The organism is Streptomyces asoensis, from assembly GCF_016860545.1.
GTDB classification, from domain to species: Bacteria; Actinomycetota; Actinomycetes; order Streptomycetales; family Streptomycetaceae; genus Streptomyces; species Streptomyces asoensis.
On the sequence record NZ_BNEB01000001.1, the window covers coordinates 96,688 to 110,799 of the forward strand.

At 73.8% G+C, this 14,112-nt stretch carries 13 protein-coding genes and 1 pseudogene; 5 read left to right on the top strand and 9 right to left on the bottom strand.

Features of this window, described 5'->3' with window-relative positions:
- Positions 1 to 351: 351 nt before the first annotated feature.
- The 3 genes from Saso_RS00435 to Saso_RS00445 form a co-directional block, all read right to left on the bottom strand.
- A complete protein-coding gene (locus tag Saso_RS00435) occupies positions 352 to 756 on the bottom strand; it encodes a DUF3040 domain-containing protein (RefSeq protein WP_189916848.1) in 405 nt (134 codons plus the stop codon).
- A 275-nt stretch (positions 757 to 1,031) separates the two neighbouring features.
- Positions 1,032 to 1,859, bottom strand: a complete 828-nt coding sequence (locus Saso_RS00440; RefSeq protein WP_189916850.1) for a methyltransferase — start codon at positions 1,857 to 1,859, stop codon at positions 1,032 to 1,034.
- A 176-nt stretch (positions 1,860 to 2,035) separates the two neighbouring features.
- A complete protein-coding gene (locus Saso_RS00445) occupies positions 2,036 to 2,599 on the bottom strand; it encodes an SAV_6107 family HEPN domain-containing protein (RefSeq protein ID WP_189916852.1) in 564 nt (187 codons plus the stop codon).
- Positions 2,600 to 2,774: 175 nt separating this feature from the next.
- Between Saso_RS00445 and Saso_RS39005 the strand changes: the two are divergent.
- The 5 genes and pseudogenes from Saso_RS39005 to Saso_RS00470 form a co-directional block, all read left to right on the top strand.
- A pseudogene (locus tag Saso_RS39005) lies at positions 2,775 to 3,459 on the top strand (ATP-binding cassette domain-containing protein); the annotation flags it as partial.
- A gap of 453 nt (positions 3,460 to 3,912) precedes the next feature.
- The gene (locus tag Saso_RS00455) at positions 3,913 to 5,997 is read left to right on the top strand and encodes a YhgE/Pip family protein (RefSeq protein ID WP_189916853.1); all 2,085 of its coding nucleotides are present in this window, start codon (positions 3,913 to 3,915) and stop codon (positions 5,995 to 5,997) included.
- A gap of 44 nt (positions 5,998 to 6,041) precedes the next feature.
- Complete coding sequence (locus Saso_RS00460; RefSeq protein WP_189916854.1) at positions 6,042 to 6,668, top strand: TetR/AcrR family transcriptional regulator; 627 nt, start codon at positions 6,042 to 6,044, stop codon at positions 6,666 to 6,668.
- Between the two features lie 381 nt (positions 6,669 to 7,049).
- Positions 7,050 to 7,667, top strand: coding sequence for a DUF4126 domain-containing protein (locus Saso_RS00465; protein WP_189916855.1), 618 nt, complete (start codon positions 7,050 to 7,052; stop codon positions 7,665 to 7,667).
- Between the two features lie 38 nt (positions 7,668 to 7,705).
- The gene (locus Saso_RS00470) at positions 7,706 to 9,178 is read left to right on the top strand and encodes a phytoene desaturase family protein (RefSeq protein WP_189916856.1); all 1,473 of its coding nucleotides are present in this window, start codon (positions 7,706 to 7,708) and stop codon (positions 9,176 to 9,178) included.
- 55 nt (positions 9,179 to 9,233) lie between these two features.
- On the opposite strand, the gene Saso_RS00475 is transcribed toward Saso_RS00470, so the two are convergent.
- The 6 genes from Saso_RS00475 to Saso_RS00500 form a co-directional block, all read right to left on the bottom strand.
- Positions 9,234 to 10,244, bottom strand: coding sequence for an SCO2102 family sporulation regulator (locus Saso_RS00475; RefSeq protein WP_189916857.1), 1,011 nt, complete (start codon positions 10,242 to 10,244; stop codon positions 9,234 to 9,236).
- 56 nt (positions 10,245 to 10,300) lie between these two features.
- Positions 10,301 to 11,224 (bottom strand): methylenetetrahydrofolate reductase [NAD(P)H], encoded by a 924-nt coding sequence (metF, locus tag Saso_RS00480; RefSeq protein WP_189916858.1) that lies wholly within the window; start codon positions 11,222 to 11,224, stop codon positions 10,301 to 10,303.
- Between the two features lie 102 nt (positions 11,225 to 11,326).
- On the bottom strand, positions 11,327 to 11,974 hold the full coding sequence (gene thiE, locus Saso_RS00485) for a thiamine phosphate synthase (RefSeq protein WP_189916859.1): 648 nt from the start codon (positions 11,972 to 11,974) through the stop codon (positions 11,327 to 11,329).
- 76 nt (positions 11,975 to 12,050) lie between these two features.
- Entirely contained in the window at positions 12,051 to 12,416 is a 366-nt protein-coding gene (locus Saso_RS00490; RefSeq protein WP_189916860.1) for an Rv2175c family DNA-binding protein, read from the bottom strand.
- A gap of 59 nt (positions 12,417 to 12,475) precedes the next feature.
- Positions 12,476 to 13,723 (bottom strand): NAD(P)/FAD-dependent oxidoreductase, encoded by a 1,248-nt coding sequence (locus Saso_RS00495; RefSeq protein ID WP_268253183.1) that lies wholly within the window; start codon positions 13,721 to 13,723, stop codon positions 12,476 to 12,478.
- A 32-nt stretch (positions 13,724 to 13,755) separates the two neighbouring features.
- Complete coding sequence (locus Saso_RS00500) at positions 13,756 to 14,106, bottom strand: hypothetical protein (protein WP_189916862.1); 351 nt, start codon at positions 14,104 to 14,106, stop codon at positions 13,756 to 13,758.
- Positions 14,107 to 14,112: the final 6 nt, after the last annotated feature.

Below are 14,112 nucleotides of genomic sequence, written 5' to 3' on the forward strand. Positions count from 1 at the left end.
GGCCGGGTTCGGCCCGGCCGACGAGCTGCGCCGCCACCGAGCGGCCCTGGGCGTATCCGGGCTGCCCGCAGTGGTGCCGGGCGGGAAGCCGCACGCGGTGCTGCCGGGCGGGATACCGCCGCTCCGGTGTCCGCGCGGCAGAGGCCGTCCCGGGCGCAGGCTGCCCCGGCCGGGAGTCCGCGGGCGTCTCCGGGTGCCGGGCTGCGGGGGCGAGCCGCTGGTCCGGCGGGGGCAGGGCGTGCTGCGGGGTGAGGGGCGGCGGAGCTGGGTGGTGGGAGGACAGGGCGAGGGGCGGGCACCCGGTTGGGTGTCCGCCCCTCGTCGTGTTCGTGCGTGGGTGGTGGTGCGGTGTCAGTGACCGCCCTGCTCGTCACGGCGGCGCTGCCAGCGCTGCTCGATCCGGTCCATCATGGAGCGCTTCTGCCGACCCTGACCGCGGGTGTGCGCGACGCCCGGGGCTCCCGCGGCGGGCTGCTCGCCCGGCTTGGGGGCCTTGCGCCAGCCGGTCACCGCGAGCACCGCGCAGCCCAGCATGACGAGGAAACCCACCACGCTCAGCCAGACCTGCTTGGCGACCATACCGGCCATGAGGAGCGCGATACCCACGAGGAAGCCTGCGACCGCCTGGTAGACCCGCCGCCGGGTGTACGTACGCAGCCCGCTTCCCTCGAGCGCCGACGCGAACTTGGGATCTTCGGCGTACAGCGCTCGCTCCATCTGCTCGAGCATGCGCTGCTCGTGCTCCGAGAGCGGCACGGAGTCCTCCTCATCGTGCAGTCGCCGGGGGGCGACCCGGGGGGTCCCTTCAGGATAGGCAGGGAATCGCCCCCGTGAAACCCGCCCCTCTACGCCAATTGGCCAACCGGAGCCCACCATGGACGGTCCGGCTCGCTGTTTCCATTCCCCAGCGGCCGACCCGTCATGCCGGGCGGTCTCCCTCGATCATACGGCGCACTGCGCCCGAACGGGGGGCCTGTGGCGTACTCCATGCGCCGCCGAGGCCCTGATCAGCGGTATGTCACGGCGGGCACTCAGCTCCCGTCGGTCCCCCGCGTCTCACCCAGCACATGGAGCTGCGTGGCCACGGAGTGGAAGGCGGGCAGCGCGGCCGCCGCCTCCTCGAGCTTCAGCAGGGCTTCCAGAGCGCCGGGCTCGGTGTCCACGAGCACGCCCGGGACGAGGTCGGCGAAGACCCGCACACCGTGCACCGACCCGACCCGCAGGCCCGCGCCCTCGACCAGCTCGGTGAGCTGCTCGGCCGTGAAACGGCGCGGCACGGGGTCGCCGGCGCCCCAGCGGCCGTCCGGGCCGGTGAGGGCCTGGCGGGCCTCCTTGAAGTGCCCGGCGAGGGCGCGCGCGAGCACCGCTCCGCCGAGACCGGCGGCGAGCAGGCTGAGGACGCCCTCGGAGCGCAGCGCGGCCACCACGTTGCGGACGCCCTCGGCCGGGTCGTCCACGTACTCCAGCACTCCGTGGCACAGGACCGCGTCGAAGCCGCCGCGCTCGACGACGTCGAAGAGACCGTGGGCGTCGCCCTGAACGCCCTTCACCCGGTCGGCGACTCCGGCCTCGGCCGTGCGGCGCTCCAGGGCGAACAGCGCGTTGGGGCTGGGGTCGACGACGGTGACCCGGTGCCCGAGGAGTGCCACGGGCACCGCGAAGTTGCCGCTGCCGCCACCGGTGTCGAGGACGTCCAGCGACTCCCGTCCGGTCGCCTTGACCCGGCGGTCGAGGGCGTCCTGGAGGACCTCCCACACGACGGCGGTGCGGAGCGCGGCGCGCGGCCGAGGGGCGTCGGAGCGTTGCGACGTGGTGCCAGGGTGGTGGGGGGAGGCGGGCGGGCGCATCGGGTCCGACACGGCAGTTGACTCCTCGGCGCGGCACCGCCTCTTGCGCGGCGGAGCGAACGGGCTGCCTCCCCGGCCGGGGCCCGGCCCGCAGGGCGGGCGGGCGGAGGGAAGGCTTCAGGCGCCTTCCACCCTATTGCCTCCGCGCCCGGCCCGGTCACGGTGGTGCGCCACGGCGGCGCCGCATGTCAGCCCGCGTCCGGCAGGTCGCGCCCCGCGCCGGGCGTGTCCGTGGCGTCGCCGTCCTGGCGCGGCTGGGGAAGCACCGGCTGGAGCACCAGCATGCGCTCGACGAGACGGAGGAACATCGCCACGTCGCGCAGGAGGTCGTCGGCGTCCCGGCGGGTGGCCGCGCCCTGGATGCCCGCTTCGGCCCGGGCCCGGCGCCCGGCCCCGGAGGCGAACAGCGCGCTCCACTCGGTGAGTTCGGGAGCTATCTCGGGGAGCACTTCCCACGCGCTGCGGATCCGGGCGCGCCGGCGCGGGGAGGGTTCGGGACGGCCGCGGGCGGCGAGGACGGCCGCCGCGGTGCGCAGGGCCGCCAGATGGGCGGTGGCGTAGCGCTCGTTGGGGGTGTCGAGGACGGCCGCCTCGTCCAGCCCGGCGTGGGCCTGGGCGAGCAGGTCGAGGGCGGCGGGCGGGGCCGTGGTGCGGCGCAGCACGGGGTGCACGTCGCTCGCCGGGCCGGTCAGTGAGGGGGCAGGGCCGGTGGCGCGGCGCCGGTTGGTGGCGGCTGCGTGGTGGATGGCCATGACGAACCTCCTGTCGTCTGTGTGACGGCGCGTCCGCTACGGACCCGCCGTATGTCCCCATCGTGCGGTATGCCACTGACAATCCGTTCCGACCTGGGCTTTTGCTTCGATCGAAGGTTCGGGTTAGCTTTTGCACTGACCAGTCAGTTCAAATTGTCGTCAACCAGGGGGACCTGTGGACGAAGTCGGTGTGTCTGCCGACGGCTTCGGGCTCCGGGGCCCACGCGGATGGGCGTTCCGGAACATCGGCCTCGACGCGGAGCCGGGCTCGCTGATCGCGGTCAAGGGGCCCTCCGGCTCCGGCCGGACCAGCCTGCTGCTCGCCCTCACCGGGCGCATGAAGGCCACCGAGGGCACGGCGACCGTGGGCGGGGCGCGGCTGCCGAAGCAGCCGGCGGCCGTACGGCGGTTCGCCGGGCTCGCGCACGTCGCCGGTGTGACCGACCTCGACCCGGCCCTGACCGTCGGGGAGCACTTGCGCGAACGGGCGCTGCTGGAGCGGCGGTTCGGCGGCCCCGTGCGGGATCTGCTGCGGCCTCGCGCGCAGCGGGCGGCGACGGCGCGGCTGCGGATCGACGCGGCGCTCTCCGCCGCCGGACTCGACCGGGAGAGCCTCCCCAAGGGCTCGCGGACCGCCGTCCGCGACCTGGAGCGGCTCGAGGCGCTGCGGCTGTCCGTGGCGCTGGCGCTCATCGGGCGACCCGGGCTGCTGGGTGTGGACGACGTCGACCTGAAGCTGTCGGACGCCGAGCGGGTGGCGGTCTGGGAGCTGCTGTCGTCCCTCGCCGGGTCGGGGACGACGGTCCTCGCCGTGTGCGGCGAGGCACCCGAGGGGACCGTCACGGTCTCCACGGCCCCGAACACCGTGGCGTTCCCCGCGAGCCGGGACGCCGGACCCGCCGACCGGAAACCGGCAGCCGGGACCGGCGGGAACGCCGTAGAGGCCGGGGCGGACGGAACGGCCGGGGCTGACGGAACGACCGCGGCGACCGAGACGGACGACGCGACGGCGGGGGCCGACAGGGCCGCGAGGTCCGCCGGGACCGCACCGGACGCCGGGCCCCCCGGGACCGCGAAGAAGGCCGGGCCCACCCGGGCCACCAAGTCCGCCGAGACCACCAAGGCCAACGCGTCAGCCGAGGCCACCAAGGCCACCAAGGCCACCGCGTCAGCCGAGGCCACCACGCCCGCCGAGGCCGCCGAGGCCGCCGAGGCCGGCAAGACCATCGAGGCCGCCCGGACCTCCAGGACCACCGAGGCCGGTGCCGGTGCCGCTCCCGGGGCCGGTGTCGAGCAGGAAAAGGAGTAGACGGATGCGATCGCCGAGACTGGCCGCGCTCGAACTGCGGCGCTTCGGCCGGGGCAGACTCCCCCGGGCCGCCCTCGTCGCGCTCCTGCTGCTGCCCCTGCTGTACGGCGCGCTGTACCTGTGGTCCTTCTGGGACCCCTACGGCCGCCTCGACCGCATCCCCGTGGCGCTCGTGAACGACGACAAGGGCGCCACCGCCGACGGCAGGAGGATCAGCGCCGGGGACGAGATCACCAAGGGCCTGCGGGACAGCGAGGTCTTCGACTGGCGCGAGGTGAGCGCCGCCGAGGCACGCGCGGGCGTGGAGGACGGCAGGTACTACCTGTCGCTGACCATGCCGGCGGACTTCAGCGCGCGGATCGCGTCCAGCGCGGGCGACTCCCCCGCGACGAGCGCGCTCCAGGTGCGCACCAACGACGCGAACAACTACATCGTCGGGCAGATCTCCCGCACCGTCTTCAGCGAGGTGCGCACGGCCGCGTCCACGAAGGCCTCGCGCTCCTTCCTCGACAAGATCTTCGTCTCCTTCTCCGACATCCACGGCGCGACCGCGAAGGCCGCCGACGGCGCCGACGACCTCACCGGCGGCATCGGGAAGGCCGAGAAGGGCTCCAAGGCCCTCGCCGACGGTCTGGGCGACGCCAAGGACGGAAGCGGCAAACTGGCCAAGGGCCTGAAGACGCTCGACAAGGGCGCCGACGACCTGGAGAAGGGCTCGCAGAAGGTCGCGGACGGCACCCAGAAGCTGGCGGACAAGGTCAACGGGGTCGCCGACACCCTGAGCCCCTTCGTAGCGAAGAACGAGAAGACCATCGGGGACACCGCCCAGCTGGTGGCCGACTCCGCGAAGGTGATCAACGACAACCTCAAGACGCTGGTCAAGGTCGCGCCGACCGCCGCCGAGGGCGCCCACACGGCCGCGGACACGCTCGCCGCCGTCCACAAGGCGCGCTGCGAGACGCCGGTGCTGCCCGACACCGCGTGCGCCGACCTGGCGAAGGCCAAGGACGCGGCGGCCGACGTGGCGAAGGTCGCCGACGACCTCAACACCCTCGTCGCCGACCAGGACGGCGACCTGAAGACGCTCCGGACGAACCTCACCGCCCTCCAGAAGCAGGCGCAGTCGCTCGCCGACGACGCCCCGCACCTCTCGGAGGACCTCGACGACGCGGTGACCGAGGTCAACGCCCTCAACACGGGCGCGGCGAAGGTCGCCAAGGGGGCCAAGAAGCTGCACACCGGGATCGGTTCGGCCAAGACGGGGTCGGTCGACCTGGACGCGGGCGTCACCGAGCTCGAGACGGGCGCGCAGGACCTCAACGGCGGCATCTTCAAGCTCTCCGACGGCTCCGGCAAGCTCGCCGACGGCCTGCACGACGGCGCCGGGAAGATCCCCGACTACGACGCACGGCAGCGCGACGCGCGCACCGCCGTGATGGCCGACCCCGTCCAGCTCGCCTCGCACGACCTGCACAAGGCGCCGAACTACGGCACCGGCTTCGCCCCCTACTTCATCCCGCTGTCGCTGTGGGTGGGCGCGATGGTGGCGTACATGCTGATCACGCCGATGAACCGGCGCGCGCTCGCCGCCGGCGCCCCGGCGTGGCGGGTCGCGCTGGCGGGCTGGCTGCCGGTGGTCGCGATCGGAGTGCTCCAGACGACGGCCCTGATGGCCGTACTGCACTGGGCGATCGGTCTGGAGATGACCCACGCCGCCGCGACGATGGGTTTCCTGTTCCTGGTGACGGCGTGCTTCGCGGCCCTCGTGCAGTGGCTCAACGCGCGCTTCGGGGCGGCGGGCCGGATCCTCGTCCTCGCCCTGCTGATGCTCCAGCTGACCTCGGCGGGCGGCACCTACCCGGTGCAGACCAGTCCCGGCTTCTTCAACGCGATCCACCCCTTCCTCCCGATGAGTTACGTCGTCGAGGCGCTGCGCAGACTCATCACGGGAGGTGGCACGGGACCGGTCTGGCACGCGTGCGTGGTGCTCGCGGCGTTCACCCTGGGGGCCCTCGCGCTGACCGCCCTGTCCGCGCGCCGCCGTCAGGTGTGGACCCTGGACCGGCTGCATCCGGAGCTGAGCCTGTGACGATCCGGCATCCGGCGGGCGGGGTTCCTGTGACAATCGGGACCATGGAAAGCAGCACCACCCCGGGCGGCCGCACCCGCCGCGAGGCCACCCGGCAGAAGCTCTACGAGGCAGCCGTCACGCTCATCGCCGAGCAGGGCTTCTCCGCCACGACAGTGGACGAGATCGCCGAGCGGGCGGGCGTCGCGAAGGGCACGGTCTACTACAACTTCGCCAGCAAGTCGGTCCTGTTCGAGGAGTTGCTGCGGCACGGCGTGGGCCTGCTCACCGCCTCGCTGCGCGAGGCGGCCGAGCGCACGGCCCGCGAGGGCGGCAGCAGGGTCGACGCGCTGGACGCGATGGTCCGCGCGGGCCTCGTCTTCATCGACCGCTACCCGTCCTTCACCCAGCTCTACGTGGCCGAGCTGTGGCGCACCAACCGGGCCTGGCAGTCCACGCTGATGGTGGTCCGGCAGGAGGCGGTGGCCGTCGTCGAGGGGGTGCTGCGCGAGGGCGTCGGGACCGGCGAGTTCAGCGAGGAGATCGACGTGCCGCTGACGGCGGCCGCGCTGGTGGGCATGGTGCTGGTCGCCGCGCTGGACTGGCAGGCCTTCCAGCCGGAGCGGTCCCTGGACGACGTCCACGCGGCGCTCTCCCGGCTGCTCCAGGGGCGGGTCAGCGGCCGCCGTTAGGCACGAAAGCGCCGGTCCGCGGTGGCCACGTCCCCCGTGGGCCGCCTCGGACCGGCGCTCTCTCGTGCTCCCCCGTTCCCCCTTTTCCCCCGTGTCCCCCGTTTCCCTGCACTTCCCCCGTGCGGTCGTTCCCCCGGGGTGCCCCCCGCGTCTCACTCCCGCCGCAACAGCCGGCGGAAGGAGCGGATCGAGGGCCGCTCCATTCCGGCGCCCCGTGTCGCCGGTGCCGGAGCCGCGCCCCTTCTCCGTGCCACCACTCTCCCTTCCGCGCACCTCCACCCCCATCCGTGCGCGTACTCAACTCGTCCCCTAGGTACGCGTACTCAGCGCCGCGTGCTCATCCTCAGGACGCCGGACGGACGACTGGATACGATCGCGTCCGTGTCCGTACTCCCCCTCGTGTTCACCAGCGGCTGGGCCAGCGGCATCAACGCCTACGCGGTGGTGCTGCTCCTCGGCGTGTTCGGGGCGACCGGCCTGAGCGACGACGTCCCCGCCTCCCTCCAGCGGCCCGAGGTGATGGCCGTCGCCGGGCTGCTGTTCCTGTGCGAGGCGGTCGCCGACAAGATCCCGTACGTCGACTCGGCGTGGGACACCGTGCACACGGTCGTCCGGCCGGCGGCCGGTGCCTGGGTCGGCGCGCTGCTCGCCGGCCAGAGCGGTTCGCTCCCGGACCTCGCGGCCGGTGCGCTCGGCGGCTCGACGGCCCTGGCCAGCCATGCGGTGAAGGCCGGCACCCGCATGGCGGTCAACACCTCGCCCGAGCCGTTCAGCAACGTCGTCGTGAGTCTGGCCGAGGACCTCGGGGTCGCCGGGATCGTGACGTTCGCGATCTTCCATCCGGTCGCGGCCTCGGTCGTGGCGGGGGCGCTGCTGCTGGCCGGGGTCCTGGTCCTGTTCTTCCTCGTGTCGCGGATCCGGCGGTTCCTGCGGCGCCGGGGGCAGCGGCGCGAGGAACGCAGGCTCGGCCGGCATCCCTGGCCGCCGCCACCGGCCTGACCGCGTGCGCGCCGGTGGCGGCCGATAAGGTCGCGGGCATGGCAGGGATTGCGGTGATCGGCGCCGGGATGGGCGCGCTGGCGGCGGCCGCCCGGCTGGCCGTGGCGGGCCACCGGGTGACGGTGTACGAACGGACGGCGACGTACGGCGGAGCGGTGCGCCGCTTCGAACGGGACGGGTTCGGCTTCGACACCGGCCCCGCGCTGCTGCCGCTGCCCGCCGTCTACCGCGACCTCTTCGTCAAGACCGGCAAGGAGTCGCTGGAGGACCGGGTCGAGCTGGTGCAGGTCGACCCGTGCGCCCGGCACGTCTTCGCGGACGGCACCGAGGTGGCTCTGCCGAACGCCTCACGCGCGGGCGTCGTCGCGGCGCTGGACGAGTCGCTCGGCGGGCAGGCGGGACAGCGCTGGGGCGACTTCCTGGTCCGGGCCCGGGAGGCCTGGGACCGCACCCGGCGTCCGCTCCTGGAGGAGCCCCTGTGGCCCGACTGGTCGGTGCTGGCCGCCCGTGAGCCCTACCCGGCGGTCCCGCACAAGCGGCTGCTGCGCACCCGGGTGGCGGGCACCGTCGCCGAGATCGGCGCCTGGGAGCTGCGTGACCCCCGCCTCGCCGCGCTGGTCGAGGGGCACGCGCTCGCGTACGGCCTCGACCCGCGCGTCACCCCGGCGAGCGCGGCCGTCCTGCCCTACATGGAGCACGCCTTCGGCATGTGGTACGTGCGCGGCGGGATCCGGGAGCTGGCCCGCGCGGTGTACGAGCGGTGCGTGGCCCGCCGGGTGGAGTTCGTCTTCGGCGCCGAGGTCGTGCGGGTCCTGGAGAAGGACGGCCGGGTCGCGGGCGTGGAACTCGCCGACGGCACGGTCCGGGAGGCCGAGTTCGTGGTCGCCCCCGGCGACGGCGTGGGACTGCCCGCGCGCGCGGACGGCGAAGTGGCCCTCCAGCGGAGCCTGCCGAGCCGGGTGACGGTGCTGCTCGCGTTGCGCGGCGGCCGGCCCGAGGGGACCGCGCACCGGACGGTGGTGCACACGCCCGACCGTGACGGCGAGTTGGCGAGCCTCTTCGGCACGGAGCCGTCGGTGCCCGCGCTGCCGACGACGACGGTGCTGCGGCCCGGCGACCCGGCCCTGGTCCCGGACTCCGCCCACGAGGCCGTCACGCTCGGTGCCGTGGTGCCCGCCGGGGCGGAGATCACCGAGGAGCGGGTGGACGCCCTGGTGTCGGTCGCCGAGCGCGCCGTTCCCGGTCTGCGCGACCGGATCCTGTGGCGTGAGGTGCGCACCCCGGCCGACATCGCGCGGGAGACCGGCGCGGCGGGCGGATCGGTTCCGGCGCCGGCGCTGGCCGCGGCCGGGGGGCGGCTGCTGCATCCGGCCAACCCGACCGCCCTGCAAGGGCTGTTCACGGTCGGCGGCTGGTCCCACCCGGGCGGTGGGCTGCCGCACGCGGGCATGTCGGGCGCGCTGGTGTCGGGACTGATCGTGGAGGGGCCGCAGTTCCGCGGCTCGCAGTGAACCGCGGCGGCCCCGGCCGCATGTGGCGGGGCCTGTCCCCGGGGGGACACGACCGTCAGAACCGGTACTGCTCGTCGTAGCCGGTGCCCTGGTGGCCCTGCTGCTGCCCGTCGCCCTGGTACGGGTACTGCTGCTGTTCCGGCGGGAGTTCGCCGTCGGTGTTGCGCTGCTGCGGGACCCAGACGCCGCCCGCCGGGGTCTCCCCGTAGCCGCCTGCGCCGTACTGCTCCTGGCCGTAGCCCTGCTGGTCGTACTGCTGCTGGCCGTAGCCGGCGTCGTAGGAGCCGCCGCCGTAGGTCTGGGTGCCGATGTACGGGTCGGAGTAGGCGGCGTACTGCTGCTCGCCGGTGGCGTCGTAGCCGTACTGCTGCTGGTGGTAGCCGGCGTAGGTGTCGTACCCGTAGTTCTGGTCGGCGCCCTGGGCGGCGGTGGCGTACTGGTCCTGCGGCTGGCCCTGGCCGGTGGCCGCGGCGTAGGCGGTGTCGCTGTACACGCCGTAGGAGCCGGTTTCGTCGGGCATGGGCTGCGGCTCGTAGACGGAGGTGGTCTCGGCTGCCGAAGGGCCGGCGGCACGGCCGGCGGGCGTGAAGACGTCGTCGCGGTCGTAGTCCTCGTCCGCGAGGGCGCCCGTGTCGCCGAAGGCGCCGCCGCCCTGACCGAAGACCGGGGCGTCGGCGCCGTACCCGGCGTCGGAGCCGAAGCCGGACTCGCCCGTCTCCAGGCCGGAGACCTCCAGAGTGGGGTCCTTGCGCTCGGCCTTGCCGCGGCGGCGCTTGGTGGCGATGCCGCCGTCACCGTCCGTGTCCGCTTCCCCGCGGCGGAAGGCCCAGCCCTCGGCGAAGCCGCGGCGGAACGACAGCGTGACGTAGGTCTGGCCGACGGCGAAGGCGGCCGCGCCCAGCGCGATGACGACGACCGACGGGATCAGGACGCCGAGGACCACACCGAGGAAGCCGACGAAGGCCAGCAGCCGCCAGCGCAGCCGCGCCTTGTACTGCAACAGAACCTCGCCGAGCAGCCACAGCGCGACGAAGCCAAACGCGATGTAGAGGACCGTCCAGCCCATGTACGCCCCTCTCCCAGTGGCCGCTACGCAGTGTGTCGTATATCGGTGCGGCCGGTCTAGGCCTGCGGCGGGTGGTGCAGGCCCAGGTTCTCGTAGATTTCCAGCGTCGCCGTGGAGTTGTTGAGCGTGATGAAGTGCAGTCCGGGCACTCCCTCGGCGAGCAGCCGAGCGCAGAACTCCGTGGCGAAGTCGATGCCAATGGAGCGTACAGCGGCCGGATCGTCTTTGGCTGTGAGGATCCGCTCTTTCAGGGCCGCCGGGAAGCGGGCGTTGCTGAGCTTGGGCAGGCTTTCCAGCATCTTCACACTTGTCACCGGCAGGACCTCGGGGATGACCGGAGTCACACAGCCGGCCGTCTCCACCCGGTCGCGCAGACGCAGGTACGACTCCGGCTCGAAGAACATCTGCGTGATGGCGTAGTCGGCGCCCGCCCGGCACTTGTCGACGAAGCGCGCGACGTCGGTGTCCCAGTCCTCGGAGCGCGGGTGCATCTCGGGGAAGGCCGCGACGCCGACGCAGAAGTCGCCCGACTCCTTGATGAGCTGCACGAGTTCGGCGGCGTAGGTGAGTCCCTGGGGGTGGGCCACCCACGCGCCCATCGGGTCGCCGGGCGGGTCGCCGCGCACGGCGAGCATGTTGCGGATCCCGGCGTCGGCGTACTGGCCGATGATGTTGCGCAGCTCGGCGACGGAGTGGTTCACGGCGGTGAGGTGCGCGACCGGCGTGAGCGTGGTGTCGACGACGATCTGCTGGGTCTCCTTGACCGTGGTCGCCCGGGTGGAGCCGCCGGCACCGTACGTCACCGAGACGAAGTCGGGGGCGACCGCCTCGACCCTGCGCAGGGCGTTCCACAGGCTCCGCTCGCCCTTGGGCGTCTTCGGCGCGTAGAACTCGAACGAGTACGTCGTCTTGCCGGTCGCCAGGATGTCGCGCACGGTACGGGCGCGGTCCGTCCTGGTCGATGCGGTTCCTAGGGCCATACCCGCAGGTTAGTCAGGGGTGGGCCGTCGCCCAACCGGATGCGGGACATTTGCCCGGATTGTCGACTTGCTGTCCATCCCTTGGACAGCGGGAGCGGCCCGTCACACCGCGCTCAGCCGCTCGGCGAACTCCGCCGCCGCCGCACCCGGGTCGTCCGCGTCCGTGATCGCCCGTACGACGACGACCCGGCGGGCGCCCGCCGCGAGGACCTCGTCCAGGTTGCCCAGGTCGATACCGCCGATGGCGAACCAGGGGCGGTCGGTGCCGAGGGCGGCCGTGTGCCGGACGAGACCGAGGCCGGGGGCGGACCGGCCGGGCTTGGTCGGGGTGGGCCAGCACGGGCCGGTGCAGAAGTAGTCCACGCCCTCCTGGACGGCGGCGGCCCGAGCCTCCGCCTCCGTGTGGGTGGAGCGGCCGATCAGGACGTCCTCGCCGAGGATCGCGCGGGCCGCGGGGACCGGCAGGTCGCCCTGTCCGAGATGGAGCACCCCGGCGGCGGCCGCGTGCGCGACGTCCGCCCGGTCGTTGACCGCGAGGAGCTTGCCGTGCCGGGCGCAGGCGTCCGCGAAGACCTGGAGGTGCTCCAGTTCCTCGGCGGCCTCCATGCCCTTGTCCCGTAGCTGGACGATGTCGACGCCGCCCGCGAGGACGGCGTCCAGGAACTGCGGCAGGTCGCCCTGGCGGGTGCGGGCGTCCGTGCAGAGGTACAGCAGGGCGCCGGCCAGCCGGGCGCGGGCGGTGTCGGGCATGCGGAGGTCCCCCCCGGGGCGGTGGCGTACGGGAGCGCGGGCCCCCGTACGCCGGGTGTCGGTTCGGGTACGCGGATCAGACGGCGAGCGCCTGGGCGCGGCGCTTCACCTCCGTGCCGCGGTTCTCGCTCAGGGCCTGCGCCGGCGTGCCGGGCAGGCTCGGGTCGGGGGTGAAGAGCCACTCGAGCATCTCTTCGTCCGTGAAGCCGTCGTCCCGCAGCAGGGTCAGGGTTCCGGCCAGGCCCTTGACCACCTTGTCCCCGTCGATGAAGGCGGCGGGGACGTGCAGCGCACGGTTCTCCCCCCGGCGTACGGCGATGAGCTGGCCCTCCTTGACCAGCTGCCGGACGCGGATCACGTCGACATCGAGCATCTCCGCGATGTCGGGCACGGTGAGCCAGGCGGGGACGAGAGCATCGGTCTTTGCGTCAATCTCGGTCACGGGAACAAGCCTGCCATCTGCCGCTGACAGTCGGAAGCCGGGACGGTCCGGCCAGGGGTTCAGGCCCCGGCGGTCGCCGCCTTCATGGGCCGCGCCGGGTCCGCGAGCAGCCGTGGCTCCATGGGGGTGCCCGCCTCGATCAGCCGCCTGCCCTGGGCGAGGTCGCGGGGGCGCCCCACGGCCAGCAGGGCGACCAGCCGGCCGGCGCGCAGCCAGCAGACCGTCCAGGCCGGGCCCGACGGGTCGCCGCGCCACAGGACCCGGTCGGCGTCGGCGTGGTGCCCCGCGTACTGGACGAAGCGGCCGAACTGCTCGGACCAGAAGTACGGGACGGGGTCGTAGACGGCCGGGGGTTCGCCGGTGGCGGCGCCGACGATGTTCGCCGCGACCGTGCGCGGGCCCTGGAGCGCGTTGTCCCAGTGGTGGACGAGGAGCCGTTCGCCGTACCGCCCCGAGGGGAAGGAGGCGCAGTCGCCGACCGCGTACACGTCGGGCAGGGAGGTCCGCAGCCGCGCGTCGGCCACGACTTCGCCGTGGGCGCCCAGCGCGATGCCGGAACCGGCCAGCCAGGCGGTCGCGGGGCGGGCGCCGATGCCGACGACGACGGCGCCCGCGGGCACGCGTGAGCCGTCGTCCAGGACGACCGCGCCGGCTTCGACGCGCTCCACGCGCGTGTGGGTGCGCAGCGCGACGCCGTGGTCGGCGTACCAGGCGGTCATCGGGGCCGCGACCTCGGCGGGCAGCGCCCCGGCCAGCGGGCGGTCGGCGGCCTCCACGACGGTGACCTCGCAGCCGGCCTCGCGCGCGGCCGTCGCGAACTCGGCGCCGATCCAGCCGGCGCCCACGACCACGACGTCGTGCTGCCGGGTGAGGACGGGTCGCAGTCGCTCGGCGTCGTCCAGGGTGCGCAGCAGGTGCACTCCGGGCACGCCCTCGGCGCCGGGCAGCCGGACCGGTTCGGCTCCGGTGGCGAGCACGAGGACGTCGTACGGGACGGGGCCGGCCGCGGTGTCCAGCTCGTGGTCGGCGGGGCACAGGCCGTCGACCTCGCGGCCGAGCACCAGGTCGATGCCGAGGCCATCGAAGTCGACGTCGAAGGCGGAGCCCTCGGCGTTGCCGAGCAGGACGGCCTTGGACAGCGGGGGCCGGTCGTAGGGCTGGTGGGGCTCCGCGCCGATCACCGTCACCGTGCCGTCGAAGCCCTGTTCGCGCAGCGCGACGGCGGTCTGCACACCCGCCATGCCCGCTCCGACGACGACCACGCGCCGCCCGGACGGGCCGCCTTGTTCCTGCCTCTGCTCGCTCACCTGATCACCTTAGGCGGCTGACGAATCGTCAGTCAGCCGTCGTGCGCCGTGACCTGCTCCACAACGCTGGTGCCGCTGCCCTCCTGCGACTCCCACGCCCAGGTCTCCTCCAGCCGTACCCGACCGTCCGCGAGCTCCACGACCGTCGACACGCAGTGCCCCGAGGACGTCGTCCCGTCGTGCTTGAGCTGGACGTACCGGAAGTCGAGCCGGTCCCCCTCCCGGGTACCCACCAGATGCCCGCGTACGACGTCGCCGCCCGTGTACTCGGCCCAGATCTCACCGCCGCGTTCGTGGTACGTGAAGCGGGTGCGGGTGCCGACCTGGCCCGGCGCCTGGTCGGCGACGGGGGCGAGGACGAGGCCGTCCAACGAGCGGGGCATGACGGA

Coding starts and splice junctions, on each gene's coding strand:
- Saso_RS00460 (WP_189916854.1), top strand. CDS start 6,042: ATGGAAAGCAGCACCACCCCGGGCGGCCGCACCCGCCGCGAGGCCACC.
- Saso_RS00475 (WP_189916857.1), bottom strand. CDS start 10,244: ATGGGCTGGACGGTCCTCTACATCGCGTTTGGCTTCGTCGCGCTGTGG.
- thiE (WP_189916859.1), bottom strand. CDS start 11,974: ATGCCCGACACCGCCCGCGCCCGGCTGGCCGGCGCCCTGCTGTACCTC.
- Saso_RS00500 (WP_189916862.1), bottom strand. CDS start 14,106: ATGCCCCGCTCGTTGGACGGCCTCGTCCTCGCCCCCGTCGCCGACCAG.
- Saso_RS00445 (WP_189916852.1), bottom strand. CDS start 2,599: ATGGCCATCCACCACGCAGCCGCCACCAACCGGCGCCGCGCCACCGGC.
- Saso_RS00470 (WP_189916856.1), top strand. CDS start 7,706: ATGGCAGGGATTGCGGTGATCGGCGCCGGGATGGGCGCGCTGGCGGCG.
- Saso_RS00455 (WP_189916853.1), top strand. CDS start 3,913: ATGCGATCGCCGAGACTGGCCGCGCTCGAACTGCGGCGCTTCGGCCGG.
- metF (WP_189916858.1), bottom strand. CDS start 11,224: ATGGCCCTAGGAACCGCATCGACCAGGACGGACCGCGCCCGTACCGTG.